22 protein-coding genes and 1 pseudogene are annotated in these 23250 nt (G+C 69.7%); 15 read left to right on the forward strand and 8 right to left on the reverse strand.

Translation table 11 applies throughout. From position 1 onward, the window contains the following. Nucleotides 1-32 precede the first annotated feature (32 nt). The 5 genes and pseudogenes from KIS93_RS25975 (at nt 33) to KIS93_RS25995 (ending at nt 7016) form a co-directional block, all read left to right on the forward strand. On the forward strand, nt 33-3497 hold the full coding sequence (locus KIS93_RS25975) for a nitrate reductase subunit alpha (RefSeq protein ID WP_080045225.1): 3465 nt from the start codon (nt 33-35) through the stop codon (nt 3495-3497). Beyond that, nucleotides 3497-5077 (forward strand): nitrate reductase subunit beta, encoded by a 1581-nt coding sequence (gene narH / locus KIS93_RS25980; RefSeq protein WP_080045224.1) that lies wholly within the window; start codon nt 3497-3499, stop codon nt 5075-5077. The genes KIS93_RS25975 and narH overlap by 1 nt, the downstream gene beginning before the upstream one ends. Nucleotides 5078-5117: 40 nt before the next feature. Further along, nucleotides 5118-5501 (forward strand): annotated as a pseudogene (narJ, locus tag KIS93_RS25985) (nitrate reductase molybdenum cofactor assembly chaperone); the annotation flags it as partial. Between the two features lie 166 nt (nt 5502-5667). Further along, nucleotides 5668-6399, forward strand: coding sequence for a respiratory nitrate reductase subunit gamma (gene narI, locus KIS93_RS25990; RefSeq protein ID WP_080045222.1), 732 nt, complete (start codon nt 5668-5670; stop codon nt 6397-6399). Next, nucleotides 6396-7016: a phosphotransferase gene (locus tag KIS93_RS25995; protein ID WP_080045221.1), complete on the forward strand. Its 621-nt coding sequence runs from the start codon at nt 6396-6398 to the stop codon at nt 7014-7016. The genes narI and KIS93_RS25995 overlap by 4 nt, the downstream gene beginning before the upstream one ends. Before the next feature lie 16 nt (nt 7017-7032). Here the strand turns inward: KIS93_RS25995 and KIS93_RS26000 are convergent, their stop codons facing one another. Next, the gene (locus KIS93_RS26000; protein ID WP_080045220.1) at nt 7033-7878 is read right to left on the reverse strand and encodes a helix-turn-helix transcriptional regulator; all 846 of its coding nucleotides are present in this window, start codon (nt 7876-7878) and stop codon (nt 7033-7035) included. Between the two features lie 86 nt (nt 7879-7964). Between KIS93_RS26000 and KIS93_RS26005 the strand changes: the two genes are divergently transcribed. Next, nucleotides 7965-8747, forward strand: coding sequence for an SDR family NAD(P)-dependent oxidoreductase (locus KIS93_RS26005; protein WP_080045219.1), 783 nt, complete (start codon nt 7965-7967; stop codon nt 8745-8747). A 10-nt stretch (nt 8748-8757) separates the two neighbouring features. On the opposite strand, the gene KIS93_RS26010 is transcribed toward KIS93_RS26005, so the two are convergent. After that, the gene (locus KIS93_RS26010; RefSeq protein ID WP_080045218.1) at nt 8758-9702 is read right to left on the reverse strand and encodes a helix-turn-helix transcriptional regulator; all 945 of its coding nucleotides are present in this window, start codon (nt 9700-9702) and stop codon (nt 8758-8760) included. A gap of 88 nt (nt 9703-9790) precedes the next feature. On the opposite strand from KIS93_RS26010, the gene KIS93_RS26015 reads away from it, so the two are divergent. Then, nucleotides 9791-10255 (forward strand): VOC family protein, encoded by a 465-nt coding sequence (locus KIS93_RS26015; RefSeq protein ID WP_080045217.1) that lies wholly within the window; start codon nt 9791-9793, stop codon nt 10253-10255. Nucleotides 10256-10311: 56 nt separating this feature from the next. Beyond that, nucleotides 10312-11118 (forward strand): SDR family oxidoreductase, encoded by an 807-nt coding sequence (locus KIS93_RS26020; protein WP_080045216.1) that lies wholly within the window; start codon nt 10312-10314, stop codon nt 11116-11118. Between the two features lie 16 nt (nt 11119-11134). Here the strand turns inward: KIS93_RS26020 and KIS93_RS26025 are convergent, their stop codons facing one another. From KIS93_RS26025 to KIS93_RS26040, 4 genes are all read right to left on the reverse strand, one after another. After that, nucleotides 11135-11809: a phosphotransferase gene (locus tag KIS93_RS26025; RefSeq protein ID WP_080045215.1), complete on the reverse strand. Its 675-nt coding sequence runs from the start codon at nt 11807-11809 to the stop codon at nt 11135-11137. 10 nt (nt 11810-11819) lie between these two features. After that, entirely contained in the window at nt 11820-12395 is a 576-nt protein-coding gene (locus tag KIS93_RS26030; protein ID WP_186404440.1) for a DUF305 domain-containing protein, read from the reverse strand. A 66-nt stretch (nt 12396-12461) separates the two neighbouring features. Next, entirely contained in the window at nt 12462-13298 is an 837-nt protein-coding gene (locus tag KIS93_RS26035) for a DUF1996 domain-containing protein (RefSeq protein ID WP_080047494.1), read from the reverse strand. A 20-nt stretch (nt 13299-13318) separates the two neighbouring features. Further along, nucleotides 13319-15022, reverse strand: coding sequence for a discoidin domain-containing protein (locus tag KIS93_RS26040; RefSeq protein WP_080045213.1), 1704 nt, complete (start codon nt 15020-15022; stop codon nt 13319-13321). A 312-nt stretch (nt 15023-15334) separates the two neighbouring features. On the opposite strand from KIS93_RS26040, the gene KIS93_RS26045 reads away from it, so the two are divergent. From KIS93_RS26045 to KIS93_RS26055, 3 genes are all read left to right on the forward strand, one after another. After that, nucleotides 15335-16324, forward strand: a complete 990-nt coding sequence (locus KIS93_RS26045) for a LacI family DNA-binding transcriptional regulator (protein WP_080045212.1) — start codon at nt 15335-15337, stop codon at nt 16322-16324. Nucleotides 16325-16402: 78 nt separating this feature from the next. Beyond that, nucleotides 16403-16963, forward strand: a complete 561-nt coding sequence (locus KIS93_RS26050) for an RNA polymerase sigma factor (protein ID WP_080045211.1) — start codon at nt 16403-16405, stop codon at nt 16961-16963. Continuing rightward, nucleotides 16960-17640: a hypothetical protein gene (locus KIS93_RS26055; RefSeq protein ID WP_080045210.1), complete on the forward strand. Its 681-nt coding sequence runs from the start codon at nt 16960-16962 to the stop codon at nt 17638-17640. Before KIS93_RS26050 ends, KIS93_RS26055 begins: the two co-directional genes overlap by 4 nt. 125 nt (nt 17641-17765) lie before the next feature. On the opposite strand, the gene KIS93_RS26060 is transcribed toward KIS93_RS26055, so the two are convergent. Together KIS93_RS26060 and KIS93_RS26065 are read right to left on the reverse strand one after the other, a co-directional pair. Next, nucleotides 17766-18290 carry an NUDIX hydrolase gene (locus tag KIS93_RS26060; protein ID WP_080045209.1) on the reverse strand — a complete coding sequence of 175 codons (525 nt, stop codon included), beginning with the start codon at nt 18288-18290 and terminating at the stop codon, nt 17766-17768. Between the two features lie 39 nt (nt 18291-18329). Next, the gene (locus KIS93_RS26065) at nt 18330-19676 is read right to left on the reverse strand and encodes an NsdA family TPR-like regulatory protein (RefSeq protein ID WP_080045208.1); all 1347 of its coding nucleotides are present in this window, start codon (nt 19674-19676) and stop codon (nt 18330-18332) included. 183 nt (nt 19677-19859) lie between these two features. On the opposite strand from KIS93_RS26065, the gene KIS93_RS26070 reads away from it, so the two are divergent. The 4 genes from KIS93_RS26070 (at nt 19860) to KIS93_RS26085 (ending at nt 22986) form a co-directional block, all read left to right on the forward strand. Then, nucleotides 19860-20213 carry a hypothetical protein gene (locus tag KIS93_RS26070; protein WP_155129097.1) on the forward strand — a complete coding sequence of 118 codons (354 nt, stop codon included), beginning with the start codon at nt 19860-19862 and terminating at the stop codon, nt 20211-20213. A 29-nt stretch (nt 20214-20242) separates the two neighbouring features. Beyond that, nucleotides 20243-20722 (forward strand): hypothetical protein, encoded by a 480-nt coding sequence (locus KIS93_RS26075; protein WP_155129094.1) that lies wholly within the window; start codon nt 20243-20245, stop codon nt 20720-20722. 604 nt (nt 20723-21326) lie between these two features. Then, nucleotides 21327-21683, forward strand: a complete 357-nt coding sequence (locus KIS93_RS26080) for an effector-associated constant component EACC1 (protein WP_155129091.1) — start codon at nt 21327-21329, stop codon at nt 21681-21683. Then, nucleotides 21676-22986: a caspase family protein gene (locus tag KIS93_RS26085; RefSeq protein ID WP_186404441.1), complete on the forward strand. Its 1311-nt coding sequence runs from the start codon at nt 21676-21678 to the stop codon at nt 22984-22986. The genes KIS93_RS26080 and KIS93_RS26085 overlap by 8 nt, the downstream gene beginning before the upstream one ends. Nucleotides 22987-23250: the final 264 nt, after the last annotated feature.

A 23250-nucleotide genomic window follows, 5' to 3' on the forward strand; every position in this document is an offset into this window, starting at 1 on the left:
CAGAGAGTCACTTTCTGTGATGAAGTGGGGGTATGAGCGCCGAGGAGATCCTGCTGAAGACCGGCCGCTTCCTGCGCCGGTCCACCACCAGCGGTGACCTGCGCACCCTCTTCCTGAAAGGCGGCACCGAGGGCGACGCCTTCTACCGCGACCGGTGGAGCCACGACAAGGTGGTCAGGTCCACGCACGGCGTGAACTGCACGGGCTCGTGCTCGTGGAAGGTGTACGTCAAGGACGGCATCATCACGTGGGAGACGCAGGAGACCGACTATCCGAGCGTCGGCCCCGACCGGCCGGAGTACGAGCCGCGCGGCTGCCCGCGCGGCGCCGCCTTCTCCTGGTACACCTACTCGCCGACGCGGGTCAGGTATCCGTACGCGAGGGGCGTCCTGGTCGAGATGTACGCCGAGGCGAAGCAGCGCCTGGGTGATGCGGTGGCCGCCTGGGCCGATGTCACGACAAATCCGGAGAAGCGGGAAAAATACCAGCAAGCCCGGGGTCGGGGTGGGCTCGTCCGGGTCTCCTGGGAGCTGGCGACCGAGATGATCGCCGCCGCGCACGTCCACACCATCAAGACCTACGGCCCCGACCGGATCGCCGGCTTCTCCCCCATCCCCGCCATGTCGATGGTCTCCCACGCCACCGGCGCCCGCTTCGTGTCGCTGATCGGCGGCGCGATGCTCTCCTTCTACGACTGGTACGCCGACCTGCCGGTGGCCTCCCCCCAGGTGTTCGGCGACCAGACCGACGTGCCGGAGTCGGCCGACTGGTGGGACGCGGCGTACCTGATGATGTGGGGCTCGAACGTGCCGGTCACGCGCACCCCCGACGCCCACTGGATGGCCGAGGCGCGTTACCGGGGACAGAAGGTCGTGGTGGTCTCGCCGGACTACAACGACGCGGCGAAGTTCGCCGACGAGTTCCTCTCGGTGCGGCCGGGCACCGACGGGGCGCTGGCCATGGCGATGGGGCACGTGATCCTGCGCGAGTTCTTCGCCGACCGCGAGACGCCGTACTTCACGGACTACGTCAAGCGGTTCACGGACCTGCCGTTCCTCGTCACGCTGGAGCGGCGCGGCGAGGCGTACGTGCCGGGCCGGTTCCTGACCGCGCAGGACCTCGGCTCGCAGGAGGAGGCGGCCGGGTGGAAGACAGTGCTGCTGTCGGAGGCCGGCGAGCCGGTGGTGCCGAACGGCTCGGCGGGTTTCCGCTGGACGGACTCCGGGGTGGGCCGCTGGAACCTGAACCTGGACACGTCCCCGAAGCTCACCCTGCGCGGCGGCGAGGAGGCGCGGGTCCTGCTGCCCCGCTTCGACGGCGGCGGGTCCGTGGCCAGGAGCGTCCCGACCCGGCAGGTGGCCGGCCGCACGGTCACCACCGTCTACGACCTGCTGCTGGCCCAGTACGGCGTGGGCAGCGCCTACGACGACCCCGCCGAGCCGTGCACGCCCGCCTGGCAGGAGCCGATCACGGGCGTCCCTGCCGACCGGGTCGTCAAGATCGCCAGGGAGTTCGCCAGGACGGCGGAGGAGACCCGGGGCCGCTGCATGATCATCATGGGTGCGGGCACCACCCAGTGGTTCCACGGCGACACGATCTACCGCGCGTTCCTGTCGCTGCTGCTCCTGACGGGCTGCCAGGGCCGCAACGGCGGCGGCTGGGCGCACTACGTGGGCCAGGAGAAGTGCCGCCCGCTGGCCGGCTGGCAGCTCATGGCGGGCGCCCTCGACTGGGCCAGGCCGCCCCGGCAGGTGCCGGGCACCGTGTTCTGGTACCTGCACACCGACCAGTGGCGCTACGACCACTTCGACGCCGCGGAGCTGGCCAGCCCGCTGGCCAGGGGCGACTTCCGCGGCCGGCACCCGGCGGACCTGGTGGCGGAGTCGGTGCGCAACGGCTGGATGCCGATGGCCCCGGCCTTCGACCGCAACCCGCTCGACCTGGGCGACGCGGAGGATCCGGTCGCCCACACGCGGGCCGAGCTGGCGGCGGGCCGGCTCAGGCTCGCCGCGGAGGATCCGGACGACCCGCGCAACTGGCCCCGCGTCCTCACCCTCTGGCGCTCGAACCTGCTCGGCTCCTCCGCCAAGGGCAACGAGTACTTCCTGCACCACCTCCTCGGCGCGCGGTCGAACCTGCAGAGCCCCGCCCCGGCCGCCCCCAAGGGCAAGCTCGACCTGCTGGTCACCCTCGACTTCCGGATGACCAGCTCCACCGTCTTCTCCGACGTCGTGCTGCCCGCCGCCACCTGGTACGAGAAGCACGACCTCAACTCCACCGACATGCACCCGTTCGTGCACGCCTTCAACCCGGCCATCAACCCGCCCTGGGAGACGAGGACCGACTTCGCCGCCTTCCACGCCATCGCCCGCACGTTCAGCGACCTCGCGAAGAACCATCTCGGCGTCCGCAGGGACGTCGTGGCGGTGGCGCACCAGCACGACACGCCCACCGAGCTGGGCGGCCGCACCGGCTTCTGCCTCAAGGTGGTGGAGCGTGACTACGGCGCCACGGCCGAGAAACTGGCCGCGCTCGGGCCTTTGACGGAGAAGCTGGGCATCCCGGTCAAGGGCGTGACGTTCCTGCCCGACGAGGAGGTCACCTGGCTGGGCCAGCGCTGCGGCCTGGTGCCGCGCGGCGTCGCCAAGGGCAGGCCGGAGCTGGACACCGCGGCCAAGGCGTGCGAGACGATCCTCGCCCTGTCGGGCGTGAGCAACGGCAGGCTGGCCGCGCAGGGCTTCCGCCAGCTCGCCGAGCGGACGGGCGCGAGCTTCGACGGCATCGCCCACGAGGACCACCGCATCGTCTTCGGCGACACGCAGGCCAGGCCGGTACACGTCGCGGCCAGCCCGGAGTGGTCGGGCAAGGAGTCGCACCACCGCCGCTACTCGCCGTTCACGATCAACGTCGAGCACGGCAAGCCCTGGCACACGCTGACCGGCCGCATGCACTTCTTCCTCGACCACGACTGGATCCGCGAGTACGGCGAGGCGCTGCCGATCTACCGCCCGCCGCTGGACCTGGCCGCGTTGTACGGCGAGAGCGGCACTCTGCGTTACCTCACCCCGCACAGCAAGTGGTCGATCCACTCGGAGTATCAGGACAACCTGCTGATGCTCTCGCTCTCGCGCGGCGGCCCCACGATCTGGATCTCCGTCGAGGACGCCGCCGACCTCGGCATCGCCGACAACGACTGGGTGGAGGCGGTCAACCGCAACGGCGTCGTGGTCGCCCGGGCCATCGTCTCCCACCGCATGCCGAAGGGCACCGTGTACATGTACCACGCCCAGGACCGCCTCATCGACGTGCCGAAGTCGGAGGCGACGGGCCGCCGCGGCGGCATCCACAACGCCCTGACCAGAGTGCTCATCAAGCCCACGCACCTGATCGGGGGGCACGCCCAGCTCTCGTACGGCTTCAACTACCTCGGCCCCACCGGCAACCAGCGCGACGAGATCACCGCCATCCGGCGCCGGTCACAGGAGGTGCGCTACTGATGCGACCGATGGCCCAGATCGCCATGGTGATGAACCTGGACAAGTGCATCGGCTGCCACACCTGCTCGGTCACCTGCAAGCAGACGTGGACGAACCGGCCGGGGGTCGAGTACGTCTGGTTCAACAACGTCGAGACCCGACCCGGCCAGGGCTACCCCCGGCGCTACGAGGACCAGGAGCGCTGGCGCGGCGGCTGGAAGCTGACCCGCACCGGGTTGAAGCCGCGCGCGGGCGGCCGGCTGCGCAAGCTGCTGACCATCTTCGCCAACCCGCTCATGCCCTCCATACAGGACTACTACGAGCCCTGGACCTACGACTACCAGAACCTGACCGACGCTCCCCTGTCCGATGACGTGCCCGTCGCGCCGCCCAGGTCGCTGATCAGCGGCGAGCCGGTGAAGATCGGCTGGAGCGCGAACTGGGACGACAACCTCGGCGGCGACCCGAGCCCCGACCCGGTGCTGCGCAAGGTGTCGGACCAGGTCACCCAGGCGTTCGAGCAGGCGTACATGTTCTACCTGCCGCGCATCTGCGAGCACTGCCTGAACCCGTCGTGCGTGGCCTCCTGCCCGTCCGGCGCCCTCTACAAGCGGGCCGAGGACGGCATCGTGCTCGTGGACCAGGACCGGTGCAGGGGCTGGCGCATGTGCGTGACCGGCTGCCCGTACAAGAAGGTGTACTTCAACCACAAGACCGGCAAGGCCGAGAAGTGCACGTTCTGCTACCCGCGCGTGGAGGTGGGCCTGCCGACGGTCTGCTCCGAGACGTGCGTGGGCCGCCTGCGCTACCTGGGCGTGCTGCTGTACGACGCCGACCGCGTCACGGAGGCGGCCTCCGTGCCGGACGAGCACGACCTGTACGAGGCGCAGCTCGACCTGTTCATCGACCCGCACAGCCCGGAGGCCGAGTCGGCCGGGCTGCCCGCCGACTGGCTGGAGGCGGCCCGCAGGTCGCCCGTCTACGACCTGATCAAGCGGCATCGGGTGGCGCTCCCCCTGCATCCGGAGTACCGCACGCTGCCGATGGTCTGGTACGTGCCGCCGCTCTCCCCCGTCGTGGACGCCCTGTCCACCACCGGGCACGACGGCGAGGACGCGGGCAACCTGTTCGCCGCCATCGAGTCGCTGCGCATCCCCGTCGGCTACCTGGCCGAGCTGTTCACGGCCGGGGACCCGGCGCCGGTGACGTTCGCGTTGCGCCGGCTGGCGGAGATGCGGTCGTACATGCGGGCCGTCAACCTCGGCGAACGGCCCCCGGAGGACCCGGAGCTGGACGCCCTGTACCGGCTGCTCGCCCTGGCCAGGTACGAGGACCGCTACGTGATCCCGACGGCGTACGGCAACGTGCCCGGCGTCGTCGAGGAGGGCGGCTGCAGCCTCGACTACGACGGCGGGCCCGGCATGCAGCAGCCGTTCGGCGAGGCGTCGGGGCGGCCGGTGCCGGTCGCGATCGAGAGCTTCCACGGGCTCAAGGAGCGGCAGACGAGCGGCGAGGTCACCCACGACCGGGTGAACCTGCTCAACTGGGACGGCCGCGGCACCCCGGCCGGCCTCTTCCCGCCCAAACGGAGGCACCCATGACCCACCCGAGGAGGCGGCGGGCGCCGCGTCGGAGGCGCCCATGACCCGGCCGGTGATCTGGCAGGCCGCCGCCCACCTGCTCGCCTACCCCGACGAACGGTTCTGGCGCCGCCTCCCCCTGATCAGGGAGGCCGCCGAGCCGCACTTCACGACGTTCCTCACGCTGGCCGAAAGCCTGGGCGCGGGCGAGCTGGCCGCGCACTACGTGGACACCTTCGACCTGCACCGGCGCTGCTGCCTCTACCTGACCTACTACACCGACGGCGACACCCGCCGCCGCGGCGAGTCGCTGGCCGCGCTCAAGCAGCGCTACCGGGCGGCGGGCTGGGAGCTGATGGACGATGAGCTGCCCGACTTCCTGCCCGTCATGCTGGAGTTCGCCGCGTGCGACGCCTCGGGGGCCGCGCTGCTGGAGGAGCACCGGGCCGGGCTGGAGCTGCTGCGGATCGCCCTGTACGAGCGCGAATCGCCGTACCGGCACGTGATCGGCACGGTGTGCGCCGCGCTGCCGCCGATCACCGCCGCCGACGCGGCGAAGGCGGCCCGCCTGGCCGCCGGGGGCCGCCGGCCGAGAGCGTGGGCGGGTACCGGTGAGCTGGGCGGAGAGCATGTTGTGGGTCGTCGCGCCCTACGTCACGCTGGTGATCTTCGTGGGCGGGCTGATCTGGCGCCACCGCTACGACAAGTTCGGCTGGACGACCCGCTCCTCGCAGCTCTACGAGAGCCCGCTGCTGCGCGTGGCCAGCCCGCTGTTCCACTACGGGCTGCTGTTCGTGATCGTCGGCCACGTGACCGGCCTGCTCATCCCCCTGTCGTGGACGGACGCGATCGGCCTGTCGAACGAGGCGTACCACGCCAACGCCCTCATCTGGGGCGGCCTGGCGGGGGTGGCGACGCTGGTGGCGCTGGCCCTGCTGATCTACCGCCGCCGTACGAACGGGCCGGTGTTCCTGGCGACGACGGTCAACGACAAGGTGATGTACGCGGTGCTCGCGGCCTCGATCGTGGCCGGCGTGGTGACGACGGTGGCGGGGTTCGTGCCCAGCGAGGTGAGCTACCGGACGACGGTCGCGCCCTGGTTCCGGAGCGTCTTCCTGCTGCGTCCGGACGCGGAGGCGATGGGGCACGCGAGCGGTCTTTACAAGGTGCACACACTGATCGGGATGGCGCTGTTCGTACTTTTCCCGTTCAGCCGCTTGGTGCACGCGCTTTCCGCCCCGTTGGGGTATTTGTTCCGTCCTTACATCGTGTATCGGAGCCGCGCGGATGGCGTGCCGCGGCGCCCGGCAGGGGTGCGGATGCGACAGAATCGTCCCTTGTGAAGCACGGGTACACCAACAGCACCTTCGGCGACGGCGCCCTGGTCGTGAAGTGCTACGAGGGGCCCGAAGCGGCGTTCAGGCTCAGCACGGAGAGCAGATACCTGCGGCGCCTGCGCGGCCGCCTGCCGGTCCCCCGGGTCCACCAGGTCACCTCCACGAGCCTGACCACCCGCTTCGTCGACGGCTCCCACGGCCAGGACCTCCTCGACGAGGGCCGGGCGGTGGAGGTGTTCACCGAGTGCGGGCGCATGCTGGCCCGCATCCACCGGCTCGGCATCGTGCACGGCGACTACGGCCCCCAGAACATGCTGTTCCACCCCGACACGTTCGAGACCACCGCGATCCTCGACTGGGAGTGGGCCCACCCGGGGCGGCCGGTCGAGGATCTCGCCTGGGTCGAGTGGATCGTGCGCAGCCACCATCCCGAGCACGTGGCGCTGCTGCCGCACTTCTTCACCGCCTACGGCGAGGCCGTCCCGTCCTGGGCCGACCGCCACGCGGCGATGATCGAGCGCTGCCAGGGCCTGCTCGACTTCGCCACCCGCTGGGAGCCCGGCGGGGGCGGCGAGAAGCTGTGGCGCGAACGCCTCGACACCACGGCCGCCTGGACGGAGTGAGCACCCCGTCCGGCGGTCAGCCCTTGGCGTACTCGGTGCCGAGGACGCCCAGCAGGGCCAGGGCCTCGGCCGCGGGCGAGCCCGGCGGCGCGCTGTAGAGCACGAGGTGCTGGTCGCTGTCGGTCAGCTCCAGCGCGTCGCAGGCGACGGTGATCTCGCCGACGACCGGATGCCTGAACGTCTTCGTCAGCGTCGGCGCGGCCTGCACGTCGTGCCGCTCCCACAGCCGGGCGAAGTCGGGGCTGCCGGCGCGCAGATCGTCCACGAGCCCGGTGATCGCCGGGTCCGACGGGTAGCGGGCGACGACCGAGCGCAGCTTCGTGACGACGTGGTGCCGGAACTCGGCGACGTCGGAGACGCCGTACAACAACCTGCCGCCGTCCGGCGGGGGGAGGAAGGCGCGCCGGGCGAGGTTGCGCTCCTCGGGGGTGAGCTCGGCGAAGTCCTCCATGAGGGCCGCCGCGAGCGGGTTCCACGCCAGCACCTCGAACCCGGCCGACATCACGATGGCGGCCGTCTGCGGCAGCCGCTCCAGGAGCGCGAGGATGCTCGGCCGCACGTCGCGCCGGTGCAGCCCGGTGCGGCTCGGCGCGGTGCCCGCGAGGACGTGCAGGTGGTCGGACTCGGCGTCGGTGAGCCGCAGCGCGGCGGCGATCCCGGCCAGCACCTCGGCCGACGGCCGCGGCGCGCGGCCCTGCTCCAGCCGCACGTAGTACTCCGTCGAGATGTGCGCGAGCACCGCCACCTCTTCGCGGCGCAGCCCCGGCGTGCGGCGGCGCGGGCCCGTGGGCAGCCCGACGTCCTGCGGCATGAGCCGCTCCCTGCGGCTGCGGAGGAACGCCCCGAGCTCCTGCTTGTCCATACCCCCAGTCTGCACGCCGCGCGGCGGCGCATCCTGGTACAGCTTGTGCCTGCATCCGCCCCGGCGACCCCCGTGATGCTGGCGGCATGACGAACACCACTCAGCTCGCACCCATCGGCCTGCTCACCGGCAAGGTCGTCTTCATCACCGGCGCCAGCCGCGGCATCGGCGAGGCCGCGGCCCGGCTCTTCGCCGCCGAGGGCGCCGCCGTCGTGCTCGCCTCCCGCTCCACCGACGCGCTCCAGCGCATCGTCACCGACATCCGCGCCGCCGGCGGCACCGCCGACGCCGTCGCCCTGGACCTCGCCGACCGGACGAGCATCCGCCAGGCCGTCGACCACGTCGAGAAGCTGCACGGGCGGCTCGACGGCGCCTTCAACAACGGCGCCGCCATCCAGCGGCCGGGCCCGCTCGACACCACCAGCGAGGAGGACATCGACCAGCAGTTCGCGATCAACTTCCGCGCCCACTGGACCGCCATGAACGCCGAGGCCGCGCTCATGCGGCGCAGCGGCGGCGGCGCCATCGTGAACACGTCGAGCATCGGCAGCCGCCGCGCGAACGTCGCCCTGCCCGCGTACGGCGCCATGAAGCGCGCGCTCAACAGCATCACCGAGACCGCCGCGGTGAGCTGGGCCCGCGACGGCATCCGGGTGAACGGCATCACCCCCGGCGGCACCGACACGCAGATGATCGAGGAGTGGGAGGCGGCGACGCCCGGCGTCCTCGCCCGCATCGAGACCGCCATCCCGCTCGGCCGGATGGCCGAGCCGCGCGAGGTCGCGGAGGTGGCGGCGTGGCTGCTCAGCGACCGCGCCTCGATGGTGACCGGCGCGATCGTCCCCGTGGACGGCGGCGCCGGCGCCTGACAGCCTCCCCTCAGGCCCCGTCGGCGGCACGGGTCAGGCGGGCGGCCAGCCGGCGCAGGTGGTCGACCAGCTCGGCCGGCTCGTGCACCTCGAACTCGCAGCCCAGCGCCGCCAGCCGGAACGCCAGCCAGTCGAGCGTGTCGGCGTGCATGCGCAGGCGGCACGCGCCCCCGCCGAGCGGGGTGACCTCCCCCAGCGCCTTGAGCGGCTCCGTCACCGGGGCGCGCACCGTGACGACGGCCTCGTACGTGGGCGCCGACGAGTACAGCTTCTCCGCCACGTAGGCGGCGGCGTCCCCGGCCGGCGGCTCGCGCGGCGTGATCCTCGCCCCCGTCGGGTGCAGCTCGTCGATCCGATCGATGCGGAAGATCCGCCAGTCATCCCGGTCGAGGTCGTGGCCCAGCAGGTACCAGCGCCGCCCGGCCGCCACCAGCCGGTGCGGGTCCACCAGCCGCCGGCCCGTGGTGCCGTCGTTCGTCCGGTACGCGAACCGCACCCGCTCCTTGCCCGCCACGGCCACCGCCAGCGCCGTGAGCCGGCCCGGATCGACCTGCGGCCCGTCGAGCGCGGGCATCGGCACGGTGGCGCCACCCAGCGACCTGACCCGGTGGCGCAGCCGGGCGGGCAGGACCTGCTCCAGCTTGGCCAGCGCCCGCACCGACGCCTCCTCGATGCCCTGCACCGGATGCCGGGCGGCGGTGGACAGGCCGACGGTGATGGCCACCGCCTCCTCGTCGTCGAGCAGCAGCGGCGGCATGGCCGCGCCCGCGACCAGCCGGTACCCGCCGGCCGCCCCCATGGTGGCCTCGACCGGGTAGCCGAGGTCGCGCAGCCGCTCGACGTCCCGCCTGATGGTGCGGCGGGTGACGCCCAGCCGCTGCGCCAGCTCGCTGCCCGGCCATTCGCGCGGGGTCTGGAGCAGCGACAGCAGGGCCAGGAGGCGGGATTCGCTCATGGATTCCAGAATGCCCGACAAGTGGGACAGATCTCGTCCTACATGCCGCCTAACGTCGGTGACACACCGACCGCTTCTGGAGGACACCATGTCGATCCCCGAGGGATACACCACCGTCACGCCGTGGATCATCAACGCCGACACGGCCGGCGTCATCCGCTACCTCGAAGCCGCGTTCGACGCCGTCGAGCTCGGCCGCGTCACCGACGACGAGGGCCGCATCGGGCACGCCGAGGTGCGGATCGGCGACGCGATCGTGATGCTCTTCGACGCGGCGCCCGGCTGGCCCGCCACCCCGGCGTTCCTGCGCCTGTACGTCCCCGACGCCGACGCCACCCACCGCCGCGCCGTCGAGGCGGGCGGCACCTCGATCACCGAGGTCACGCACCTGTACTGGGGCGACCGGGTGGGCCGGGTCCGCGACCCGTTCGGCAACCTGTGGTGGATCCAGGCCCGCGTCGAGGACGTCTCGGAGGAGGAGCTGGGCCGCCGCATGAACGACCCGGAGTTCGTCAAGGCCATGGAGTACGTGCAGAGCGCCCGCATCTTCTGAAGCCGCGCTGCCGCCCGTTGACGCGTTCTGTCGGTGGCCTTTGCTTGGCTGGGGGCATGACTGACGACGTGATGATCCTCGTTCTCGGTGCCACCGGCTCCACCGGCCGCCGCGTCGCGGAGCAGCTGCGCGCCGCCGGCCATGCCGTGCGGGGCGCCTCCAGGAGCGGCCAGGTCACCTTCGACTGGTCCGACCCCGCCACGTGGGAGCCGGCCGTCTCCGGCGCGTCGGCTCTCTACCTGATGGCGCCCGACGGCGTGGGCGTCGATCCCGAGTTCGTGGCGCTGGCCGTCAAGCGCGGCGTCGAGCGCATCGTGCTGCTGTCGAGCGGCGCCATCGAGGCCATGGGCGACGAGCGCCTGCTCGCGGCCGAGCGCACGGTGCGCGAGAGCGGGGCCGCGTGGACGATCCTGCGGCCGAGCTGGTTCAACCAGAACTTCGACGAGGGCTTCTTCCGGCCGGCGATCATGGCGGGCGAGGTGCTGATCCCGCTGGGCGACGTGCGGCAGGCGTTCGTCGACGCCGACGACATCGCCGCCGTCGCCGTCACGGCCCTCACCGAAGACGGGCACGCCGGCCGCACCTACGAGATCACCGGGCCGGGCTCGCTGGCGTTCGGCGAGGCCGTCGAGATCATCGGCCGGGCGATCGGCCGCGAGGTGCGTTACCTGGGCGGCGACGAAGACTACATCGCGGCCAACGGGTTCTCCGGCGAGTCGATCCACGCGGCCAAGGCGTTCGGCGCCCTGCGCGCGCTCGGCGACCAGCCGATCTCCGACACGGTGAGCGACGTGACCGGCCGCCCCCCGAAGTCGTTCGAGACCTTCGCCGCGCAGGCCGCCGCCGCGGGCGCCTGGCGCTGATCTCCACCAGCCCGGCTCAGCTCGCGTGCAGGTGCCTGATCAGGGTCACCGCGTCGTCCAGCAGGCTCACCTCGTACGCGGTGAGCCCGCGGTCGGCGGCGCGGCGGGCCTTAGCGGCGTCGAGCGGGGCACCCGGGTCCAGGTGCTCGCCCAGCTCCCCGACCAGCGCGGCGACGATGTCCCGCGCGACCTGGGCCCACGCGTTCCGCCCGTCCACGGCCACCTGCGCGACGATCAGCGCCGACAGCGCGCGGTCCAGCTCGGGCCGGCCCTCCCGGGCGTTGCACCAGTCGATCACGACGGGCCCGTCCGGCGTCAGCATCACGTTGTCCGGGTGCAGGTCGAGGTGCACGATCCGATCGCGCGGGTCGCGCGACACCCGGGCCGGGATCTCGTGCAGCCGCAGGAGCAGCCCGGTCACGATCCGGCCCGCCTCCTCGGCCCCGGCCTGCCCGCTCAGCAGGGCGTGCAGCAGCGTCGGCCCGGACAACCGGCCCATCACCAGGTCGGTGGCGCTGCTCTCGCCCGGGTAGACCACGGGCACCGGATATCCGTGCGCGGCCACGTACGCCATGATCTCCAGCTCGCGCCTGGCGTCGATGTCGACCCGGTAGCGGCGCAGCACCCGCCCGTCGCCCATCGCGTACACGTCGGCGCTGCGCCCCGCGCCGACCAGCTCCCCGATCTCCATGCCACTCAACCTACGCGGCGACCGCCCGATCCAGCTCGGCCAGCTCGGCGGTGTGCTCCCGCACCAGGTCCGCCGCCAGCTCCCGCGCCTCGGCCGCGCCGCCCGACGCGCGCTCCCCGTTCGCGATCAGCACGAGCTGTTCCAGGTACGCCCGCAGCAGCTCGCCGGTCCGCCGGTCGAAGGCGCGTTCGCGCAGCCCTTCGAGTGCCCGCAGGTCCGCCGCCGTGGGCATGCCCGGCATGTCGTGCGCCACGTGCGGGTTGTCCCCGCCGGCTCCGGCCGCACCGAGCAGGGTCCGGAGCCGTTCGCGTCCCGCCTCGCGTGCCTTCCCGAGCCGTACGGCGAGCGCGCGCAGCGACCGGCCGGCCGCCCGGTCGGCGGCGAGCTCCAGCAGCGGCTCGGCCCGGGTGTGCAGGGCGTCGGTGAGCTGCAGCCACGCCACGTCGGTCGGGTTGAAAGCCGGCGCCCCCGTGGACGTGACGATGACACCTCCATGAGCGACGCCCTGTCCCTGTCCTTCAGCGGAGCAGCCCGCCAGCGCGGCGACCAGCAGCGACAGGCCCAGCAACCATCGCAGCACGAGCACCACCACCTCCTCCTCACGTCCGGGCGGGGGCGCGGGACGCCCCCGCCCGGAACGTCGTGAAACCACCTACGAGGGACGCCCGTCCGCACCGCACTTGATGATCGGCCGGATGCAGTCACGCACCCGCCGCTCCATCTCGGCCGCCGGCCAGGCGTTGAAGAAGTCGCCGTGCATGGTGAACCCGCCTCCCGACGCCAGCCGGAAGTGCGACGGATCCCCGCTCACCGGGTACCGGATCACCTGCCGCAGCTTCGGCACCGGCACCGGATGCGTGCTCGGGCACGCCCCCGCCACCGGGTAGGCCATGTGGCTCTTGTGGTCGGCGGAGTCGAGGTCGCGCCCGTTCCAGCACTGCGGGAAGTCCAGGTACGACTCCAGCATGGTGCCGGACGGGCAGGTGACGAAGTCCTTGGACGCCCCCACGTGCCCGGCGTGCAGGCACGACCACCGGGAGATCGTCGAGTCGTCGGGCCCGGTGGCCTTGGCGTTGCCCGCCACGATCCGCAGGCCGGGCGGGAGCGGCTGGATCCTGGCGATGACGTCGTCCCGCACGCCTTCCCCGAGGTAGTAGAACGTGACGATGGCCGGCTCCACGGGGACGCCGTCGCGGTAGAGGGTCGGCACCCAGTACGACGACTTGTCCACGGCCGGGTTGCAGGTCGTGGCGCCGTTCAGCAGGTCGTTGAGCTGGGTGTGGGCGTTGGTGACGCGGCTGCCGAAGAAGCTGTGCATGTGCGAGGCGCCGGGCAGCCCGGGGAAGACGATCGGGTCGTCGGGCAGGCGGTGGCTGAACGGGCAGTCGGCGAGGAACTCCGCCACCCGTACGGGCTCGGCCGTGGCCGGCCGCGGGGCGGCGACGACGAGCAGGCCGAGGAGCAGGGACAACAGGGCTGTGATCCGCATGGCGGCTCCCTTGACGCGGGTCACCGGTAGACCCGCACGTAGTCGACGAGCATCCGGGACGGGAACGGGGTGGCGGCGTTCGGCGGGCCCGGCCAGTCGCCGCCCACCGCGAGGTTGAGGATGAGGTAGAAGGGGTGGTCGAAGATCCAGGGGCCGCGCGTCTGCTCCACCTGGTCCTTGCTGATCGTGAACACCGTCCGCCCGTCGAGCGAGTAGACGATGCCCTTGCTGTCCCAGTCGGCGGCCCAGACGTGGAAGTCGTCGGAGTAGTCGGCGCCGTTCGGCAGCGTGTACGGCGACCCGATGCCGCCGCCCCCGTTGTACGCGGGCGCGTGCACGGTGGAGTAGGACGTCTTCACGTCCTTGCCGAGGACCTCCATGATGTCGATCTCGCCGTTGTACGGCCACGGCCGCCCGGTCAGGAAGTCGGCCCCCATCATCCAGAACGCGGGCCAGAACCCGTTCCCCTTCGGCACCTTGATCCGCGCTTCGACGCGGCCGTACGTGAAGTGGAACTTGGTCCCGGTGTTCATCCTGGCGGAGGTGTACTGGCAGGTGGTGCTGCCGGTGAGCGGGTCGGGCGGGCAGGCGGAGCCGGGGGTGGCCTGCTTGCGGGCCTCCATCACGAGGTGGCCCTGGCCGTCCATGGAGGCGTTGTCGTGGTCGGTGTAGTACTCCAGCTCGTTGTTGGGGCCGGTGCCGGGGTCGGCGCGCCACTTGGCGGGGTCGGGCTTGGTGCCGGCGGCGCCGTTGAACTCGTCGCTCCACACCAGGGCGGGCGGGTCGGCGGGGTCCTGGGGCGGTGCCGGCGGGGTAGTGGGGTTGCCGCCGGTGCCGTACACCTGGAACTCCCACAGGCTGTAGCCGTAGGCGCCGGCGCGCTGGGTGCCGTACATGCGGACGTAGCGGCCGGTGCCGCTGACGTTCAGCGTCTGCTTGAAGCCGGTGCCGCCGGTCGTGCTGTAGATCGTGGTCCAGGTGGCCGCGTCGGGCGAGGTCTGGAGCTGGAAGGATCTCGCGTAGGCCGGGTCCCACTGCAGGATCACCTTGCTGACCTGGGCGGTCGCGCCGAGGTCCACGTAGATCCAGCCGGGGTCGGACCACGCGGCGGTGGCCCACCGGCTGGCCGGGTCGAGGTCGAACGCCCTGGCGGGGGTGCACTCCCAGCAGTTCGCGTCGTGCTGGGAGCTGGAGGCGACGCCGGGCTTGTTGTACGACAGCAGCCGCTCGCCGCCGGCGGGGCCGCCCGTGCCGTACACCTTGAACTCCCAGAGGCTGTAGCCCCACGGGGTGGCGCGCTGGGTGCCGAGGAGGCGGACGTAGCGGCCGCTGCCGGACACGGACAGTGTCTGGTTGCCTCCGGTGCCGCTCGTGGTGGAGTGGACGGTGCTCCAGGAGGCGCCGTCGGTGGACACCTGGATCTGGAAGGCGGTGGCGTAGGCGGCCTCCCAGCTCAGCTCGACCTGGCTGATGGCGGCGGTCGCGCCGAGGTCCACCTGGATCCACTGGGGGTCGGAGAACGCGCTGGACCAGCGGGTCCCGGCGTCGCCGTCCACGGCGGCGGAGGCGGGGAAGGCGGCGGCGCTCTCGGTGGAGGAGGCGGTGGCGGGCCGCCCTTGGGACAGCAGGGGGTCGGCGGCGGAGGCGGGCGGCACGGCGAGCAGGGACAGGGGGATCACGAGGGCGGCGAGTGCCGCGAGCCGGCGTAAGAGCGATGGAGTCACAACGTCTCCGTCAAACTGGGGGGAAGGTTCGAGGGAGCGCTCCCTGAGAAGGAGAGTGCTCGCGCCCCTAATCCCTGTCAAGGCTCGGGTTAACCCTCCGGAAACCTCCCAGACGCTTGAGAGAGCGCTCTCTCAAACACTCTCCGGCGCCACTCCGACCACTGTCACCAGCGCATATCCCCGCCCTTCCGCCGTCTTGCCCCGCGAGCCCACCCCGGCCCGAGAAACATTCCGTAACCGGCGCACCTTGACTGCTGTCGCCCGCGCACTTCACCCTCATGGGGAAGCGCTCTCTCACCCCTGAGGAGGAAAGTGGACCGGCCCACCCTGGAAGCCGTGGCCGCCCGGGCCGGCGTCTCCAAGTCCAGCGTCTCCCGGGTCATCAACGGCGCCACCACCGTCGCCCCGTCCATCCGCGAGGTCGTGCTGCGCGCCGTCAGGGAGCTCGGCTACGTCCCCCACGCCGCCGCCCGCAACCTGGCCACCCGCCGCACGAACGCCGTCGCCCTCGTCGTCTCCGACCCGCCCAAGGGCCTGGTCTCCGACGACCCCATGTTCTCGGCCGTCGTCCGCCAGGCCAGCAGGAAGCTGGAGGCGGCCGGCAAGCAGGTCGTGCTCATGCTGGCCGGCTCGGAAGACAGCCGCGCCCGCGTCGCCCAGTACGTCGCCGCCGGTCACGTGGACGGCGTCATGCTCGTCTCCATGCACGGGGCCGACTCGCTGCCCGCCACGCTGGCCCGCAGGGGCCTGCCCATCGTCTCCCTGGGCCGCACGAACCCGGCCGTCCCGTACGTGGACAACGACAACCCCGGCGGCGCCGACCTCGCCGTCCGCCACCTCCTCCGCCAGGGCAGGCGCCGGGTGGCCACGATCACGGGCCCGCTCGACATGATCGCCTCCCAGGAGCGCCTCTCCGGCTACACGGACGTCATGCGCGAGACCGGCCACCGCTCGATCGTCGCGATCGGCGACTTCACCCGCGTCTCCGGCGCCGACGCCATGCGCCAGCTCCTCCAGGACGACCCCGCCCTCGACGCCGTCTTCGCCGCCAACGACCTCATGGCCATCGGCGCCCTGCGCACCCTGCGCGAGGCGGGCCGCCGGGTGCCGGACGACGTGGCGGTGGTGGGCTTCGACGACATCGAGGCCGCCCGCTACACCACCCCGGCCCTGACCACCGTGCACAGCCCGATGACCGACTGGGCCACCGCCACCGTGGACCTGCTGCTGGGGCTGTTCGAGGGCGGGTCGGGCGAGCCCGTGCTCCTCCCGGCCGAGCTCGTCGTCCGCGAGTCCGCATGAGATAACCCGAAATTTCCGCATAACGTCGCGACGGCCGATGACCAAGAAGGGGTGTAATCGACGAAAGGAGCACGGCCGGTGCGTCGCAGACAGGCGGACATCGCTACGGACCCGGACGCTTTCGAAGCGTTCTACCGGCGCCATGTCGATGCGATCACCTCGTTCCTCGCCCGCCGCGTCCCCGACCCCCACACGGTCGCCGACCTGGTGGCGGAGGTCTTCCTCGCGGTGCTCGACTCCGCCCACACCTACCGGCCGGGACGCGGCAGCGAGATCGCCTGGCTGTACGGCGTGGCCCGCAACACCCTCTCGGCCGAGCGGCGACGGGCGTTCAAGGAGACGAGGCTGGCGGGGAAGGTGGGCGGGCGCAGACCGCTCGACTCCGACGACCTCGCCGAGCTCGAAGCCAGGATCGACGCGGAAAGCCTGGCCAGGCGGGCCCTCAAGGCCATGGCCGGATTGCCGGACGGTGATCGCGCGATGCTCGAGCTGGTCGTCATCGACCAGCTCACGGTGAGCGAGGCGGCCGCCGCCCTCGGCATCCGGCAGGGGGCCGCCAGGGCCAGGCTGCACCGCGCCCGCCGCACGCTCAGGGACGTGCCGGAGATGGCTGCCTTCGTCTTGGGAGGAACGCGATGAATTTCAAGGAGCACGTGCTGATGGAGCTCAGAGCCGAGATCGTGGCCCGCAACGAGGCCCGCCGCCGGCGGGTCAGGCGGCGCCTGTTCACGGGGGCCGCGCTGGCGGGCCTCGCGGCGGTGGCGGCCGTGGCGGCGCCGCTCCTGACCGGATCGGAGACGCCGGCCTACGCCGTCACGAAGAACACCGACGGCACCATCACCCTGAAGATCAACGAGCTCAGGGACCCCGCCCAGGTGGAGCAGGACCTCAAGGACCTCGGCGTGACCGCCGACGTCTCCTACGTCAAGCCCGGCACCCGCTGCGCCCCCGACCGCGGCGAGAGCGACAGCGGCCCCTCGTTCACCAAGGAAGAGCTGCAGAGCAAGGACCCGGCGGTCAGGAAACGCATCAAGGACGCGATCGCGAACTCGCCCAACGCCAAGGCGCTCAAGATCGGACACGGTGAGGTCCGGATCGACCCGCACTACATCAAGGCGGGCCAGACGGCCGTCATGGAGTTCACCGAGAACGCCGACCAGACCTCCGGCCCCGAGAAGCCCCGAGCCCTGTGGCAGTTCAGCGGCTACCTCGTCACCGGCCCGGTCGCCCCCTGCCGCATCATCGACGACCCGTCCTGGGACCAGCTCCCCGACCCGAAGAAGCACCCGGAGGCGTACCCGCCGGCCGGCAGCTGATCCGCACCAGATCCGTCTGCGCCGCCGTCCGGGACCGCTCCGCCAACCACACGCCCGGGTGACCCATGGGGAGCACCGGAACGGCCGGAAGCGGTGGGGCGAGCGGCACCACCGCTTCGGAGGCGCTACATCTTGGTGAGGACGTAGAGCAGAGCGTTCATACTGGTGCCGCTGACGATGTCGCGCTTTTCGATCAAACGGCCGATGTCCGTGAGCGGCACCCACTCAATGCGCTCGGCCTCCCACGCCTCCGACGGCGGGCCGATGTGCCAGGCACTGTCAGCACGGAAGATGTGGTGCTCGGAATCGGAGATGCCGTTCGTGGGCTGGGTGTAGAGGAGCGGGCGTAGGGAGCCGGGCCGCCAGCCGGTCTCCTCTTCGACTTCGCGGGCGGCGGCGACGATCGGCTCCTCGCCTTCCTCCACCTTGCCGATGGGGATCTCCCAGCCCCAGGTGTCGGTGATGAAGCGGTGCCGCCAGATGAGCAGCACCCGGCTCCGCTCGTCGATGACGACCGCGCCCGCGCCGGGGGCGGTGCGGATGAGCCGGTGGTCGAGATGCCGCCCGTCCGGGAGCTCCACATCGGCCACCCGGACATCGAGCCAGCGATCGGTGTAGACCGATTCTTCGGAGTGGACCTGCCAGCGCATGCGACTGCTCCCAGCGTGGACGCCTGAAACGGCACCACGCTACAAGGGGAGGCCCGTCTGCTGCCTCGCGCGCGCGACAAAGTCCTTCACCGGCCGCGTGTCATGCGCACCGAGCACTGTCGTGACCGACTCGATGCGCTCGGCCAGGCGCTCGGACTCCATGCCCTCGGTGCGGTCCAGCATGCTCTCCGCGGTGGCGGCGGCCTGCTCCAGCTCGTCGCTTTCGGCAAGGATGAGGGCGAGTGTGGCCAGCCTGTGAGCTTGCCCTCGCAAATGGCAGGTACCCGCCAGGCGCAGCGCCTCCTCGGCGTACATCCGGGCAGACGTCAGGTCTCCCAGCCGCCGGAGCGCCTCGGCGTGCTGGCATTCAAGAAGTCCCGGCTGTACGTAGCCGGTCTCCGCCGGTTCCTCGCCCTGCCGGATCCGAGCAGCCGTGCTCTCCGCCATGCGCATGTGCGCATGGCAACTCGCCCGATCGCTGATCCGGGCGTACGCCTTGGCTTGCAGGAGGTGAAGGTCGGTTGCCAGGGCGGGGCTCGGGTGGCCTCGTGCTCCACGCAGCGCGGTCTCGCAGTACTGGATCACTCGCCGGTACTTCGCCTGCGCCATCGCCTGGTTGGCCAGCAACGCGATCACGTAACCGCCGAAGGCGAGGTTGCTGGACGCCTTGGCCATGCGCAGCGCGTGGAAAAGGTAGCGCTGCGACAGCGCCTGCCTGTCTGAGCCGTATGCGCAAATCCCCGCAAGCGCGACCAACCCACCGGCCGCCCTGAACAACTCTCTGCCGAGGGTGTCATCATGACTGCCTTTGAGCAGCGGAGCCACGCTCGTGTTGAGGAAGGCCACGAGACGAGTCCCTACAGGAACGCCTCCTACTCGCCTGTACATCTGCTCGTAGCGGATCCGCGCGCACTTGAGCGCCTGAACGTCATGCATCTCCACCGGCTGCGGGCCCCGGCGGGAAACATCGACCTCGTGCGGTGGGTTCTCCCATTCGAAGACGGGCGCGATGGCGGACGGGCCGTCGATCATGGCTGCGTCGACAGGCAGGACCTTGCCGCTAAGATCACCTCGCCACAGGGCAACTGCCTGATCAACGGTGTGGGGCAGGCCGGTCTCGAGGCCGTCGCCTGGTGTCCTCGCCATCCCGATATCGGTCAGTCCAAGGACACGCCCGGCCTTGGCGCCGACGATCTCGCAGATGATCTCTGGGACGTCGCCTCGTGGAATGGCGCTGTCCCTGATCCATCGCGCCACCGCCGTATGGTCGTACCGAGTGGGACGGCCGGCGGACGCCGTGGCCCTATTGATGCGTGCGGCGAGTCCCGCATGCGAAATGCCTGCCTGCGCGAGCAGCGCGTCCAGCAGCATGTTCGGCTCACTCATTGCCAGCCTCCGTCGAGCGACGCCATATTCGGAGTGTAAGCATGGCGTTACTAGACGGACGGGCCTGGCGGCGTAGCGAGAGATCACGGATACATCGCATTCACACGGGGTGTGAAGCGACTCCCACCGCCATCCCGGATCGCACGCTTATGGGAATAACCGCCTGCCGGGTCCACTGGCTCCATGAGCCCCACTCATCCGGAGATCATCGCTACACCGTTATCGCTACGCGCCGTACGCGAGATGGGCAAGGCGCTGGAAACTCTCGGCGTCCCTGCAGAGGTCCACGACGGCTACGGGCTGGCCTTGGTGTCCGTCTGGGTGGGCCTGGTGGTCTGGTGCGATGGTGAACGCTACTGGTGGCGTGCCGGCTGGGATCCCCACCGCAGGCGAGTCATTTACGCCTATCACCCGGTACTCGAACCCGAGCGTGCCGCGCGCCGCGTTGCCTCACGCTACTCGGCGCTCCGCGCAAACCGGCCCTTGCCCGTGCTCAACAGTGAAGCCTCGGCAAGCGTCACCGAGCGTGCCACTTGAGCTCCGTGACTCCGCAGCCAGGAAACCGGGTGATGATCGCGGGCCGCCTGGCCCGCAGCAATCCGAGAACGCGCGCCTACCGCAGGGCGCTCGAAGGACGCAGTGACGTAGTGATCGCCGTCTTCGCCTACGGATACAACGCGCTCGTCAGCCTCGACGACGGTCTCGGAGCTCTCCCGGATGGCATTCACCGCTGGTCCGTGCATGTGGACGATCTCAACTATCCGTCCGAGACGGACGCTGGGGAGCCAGCATGGGAAAGCTACCCAGCGGGAGTCTCCGGACTCCGGCGGGAGACCGTCATCCACGCCGTACTGCCCGGCGGAGCGACCGGCCTGTGCACAGAGCCGGTAAGACCGCTGCCGATCTCCGGCTGGATTCTGCCGTTCGATCCAACCTCTGGGCGAGCCTGCGTCCGATGCGGCGCCCTCGCCTCCGACGGCCACGCAGCCGTGCGTCCCGACCGAGGTGTCACCGCCGTCCTCACCCGCGATTCCCCAGCACTCTGAGCCTTTCATCCTGAGTAACGGTTCTCTTCGATGAGCTACAACATAAGGAGCACCCGCACAAGCGTGATCGCGCGATGCGGGGCAGCAGCGCTGCTTAGTCGGTACGTTCCATACCTTCAAGGTCGCGACGGCGCGCTTGCGGGCAGAACCGATAAGGGATGGTGGGTGCAGTCGTGCGTCACGAGCTTCTCAACCGCTGCGTGATCTAGAACGAACGCCATCTTCGGTACGCTCTGCGCTCGATTGCTAACGCTGGAGCGGTCCCAGCCGATAGACCGAGAGTACCCCGGAGCCAGTTCCGCGCCGGGACAGTTGCGGAGGACGGAGAAGTACGAGCATGTCGGACAACCTGATCTCTCGCCGGGGGTTCAACAACTAGACGACTTTTCGCTGGTGCGTTTATCAGTTGGTTCCGCAGGCGGGAGCACACCTCGCGTCAGCATGCAGGACCAGCGATGACGCACCTAAGGCGCTTCGACGGAACTCCAGCAGGGGAAACACCGCTGTTCCTCTGGCATCGCGATCGCTGGCGAAAGACTTCAGGCAGGACCGTAAGGGCAGGGCTTCGATGCAGGAATCTACAGCCAGGGATGGAGAGAGCCCCATGAATGTCATGATCTCGATCAGCGCGAATGATCGAGTCCGCGAACTCGCCTCACTGGCCGCTTGGTTGCAGAGCCAGCGAGACCTGCAAGGAAATGTCCGCGCTGTATCCGAAAAACCTCGGGAGAGAGAACTCGGCGGTATGGTCGAACTTCTCGCCGTAACCTTGAGTTCAGGAGGAGCCGGACTGGCCCTGTCCAGATCGCTGGTTGCATGGCTGAGTAATCGCCACACAGACGTCAGCATCACCATCACAACAGAAAGCGGCACCATCAAGCTGGATGCTCTCCGGACAAGAGACGCCTTGCCTATGCTCGAGAAAATCCTGCAGCAGAACACGACCGGCCGCGATGACTGATATCAAACATTATCCAAACTCTCGGGCGATCCTGATCGGAGTATCGACCTATCATGATGGCGAATACTTGGATATACCCGCCGCCGACAACACCCTGAGAGCCTTTCGGAGAATTCTGACCGACCCGTCGATCTGCGGTTGGCCAGAAGATCAGGTTACAATTTTATCAAATCCGGTCGATAATCGCGACATCGCCAAACTACTTCGCAAGTTAGCGCAGCAGACACAAGGCGTCCTGCTAATATACTATGTCGGGCATGGCATTCTGTCCACCACCGGTGAATTGTGTCTATCGTTGACCGATACGGACTCGGAAGCAGCGGATCTCACCGGCCTAGAATACGCGAGGGTAAGGTCGGCGTTCCTTGACAGTCCCGCCCGAGCCAAAGTTGCCATTCTTGATTGCTGCTATTCTGGGCGCGCGATCGAAGCACTTTCCAGCCGGGATGGTCTAGCAGATCAAACAGACGTGCGAGGTGTTTACACCTTGACGGCCAGTGATTATGCCGCACATGTCCTACCACTAACTCATCAGGCTGATGCATATACCTCTTTCACCGGCGAGCTATTGGCGATATTAAAGGAAGGGATGCCAGGTCGAGGAAATATTCTCACCTTAGATGCCATCTTCCTGGAGCTGCGACGACGTCTGCTCGCGCGCGGACTTCCCAGCCCGAATCAGCGTGGTACCGACACGGTCAGCCACCTCGGCTTTGCAAAAAATTTGGCGTATACCGCCGACGCCATTAGAACAATTCACGACCATACGACCACGAGGCCGATAAAGCGCGACATAGTACCGCTTCCGATGCCCGACGGAAGTCCACCCTCCTCTCCCGAGAGCACCGATCCTGAGGCGCCAAAAGAGCGTTACACAGAGGCATCCGCCATATCGACGCCTTCTCCCTTTTCTGAAACTTCCGAGGTTGACCGATCGCCTCAAGTCGATACGGACGCTACGGCCGATATATCCTTCGGTGGACATGGCCAGCAGCCATGGTCGGGAAATTTCTATTTCCCGCTACGCATCCAGCACTGGCCGAACATAGCGGTCGGCTATTCCGAACTTGCGGACGAAGACTATTTCATCCCCGCTGCGTCAATACCAGGGACACCGGCCTTTAGGCTTTTACATGTTCCGCGACGGGTGATCCTATACGTTGCCGCATGCACTCCACTAATGATCGCCGGCGCCGCCTTCCTTGTACTTACCTTGCTGGGCGGAAATCCCGTCAAAGGGCACTCCCCTTCGACGCCTCCCTCCGTCGGCTCTTCGCCGACATCATCGTCCGAGAGCTCCTAGTACGGCAGCCGCCATTTGCTTTGCGAGGTGAGGTACTGCCTCATGAACATCACAAGCATGACACAGCCGGCCAATATTGCGTCCAACCATTCGTATATTCACCTGCATCGAGATACGTACCCGGCCCCGGCCGCGCATGCGGTGGTGCTCGCGTTCGATGAGAAGCCACAGATTCCGGCGTTGTAGTGGAGCGCACCGATGCTGCCCGGTGTGCCCGAGCAATGTAACTACGGCTACCGCCCGGCCACAGCTCAGATCGTGTCG

Origin of the sequence: [Actinomadura] parvosata subsp. kistnae, assembly GCF_900323885.1 — a bacterium.
GTDB classification, from domain to species: Bacteria; Actinomycetota; Actinomycetes; order Streptosporangiales; family Streptosporangiaceae; genus Nonomuraea; species Nonomuraea composti.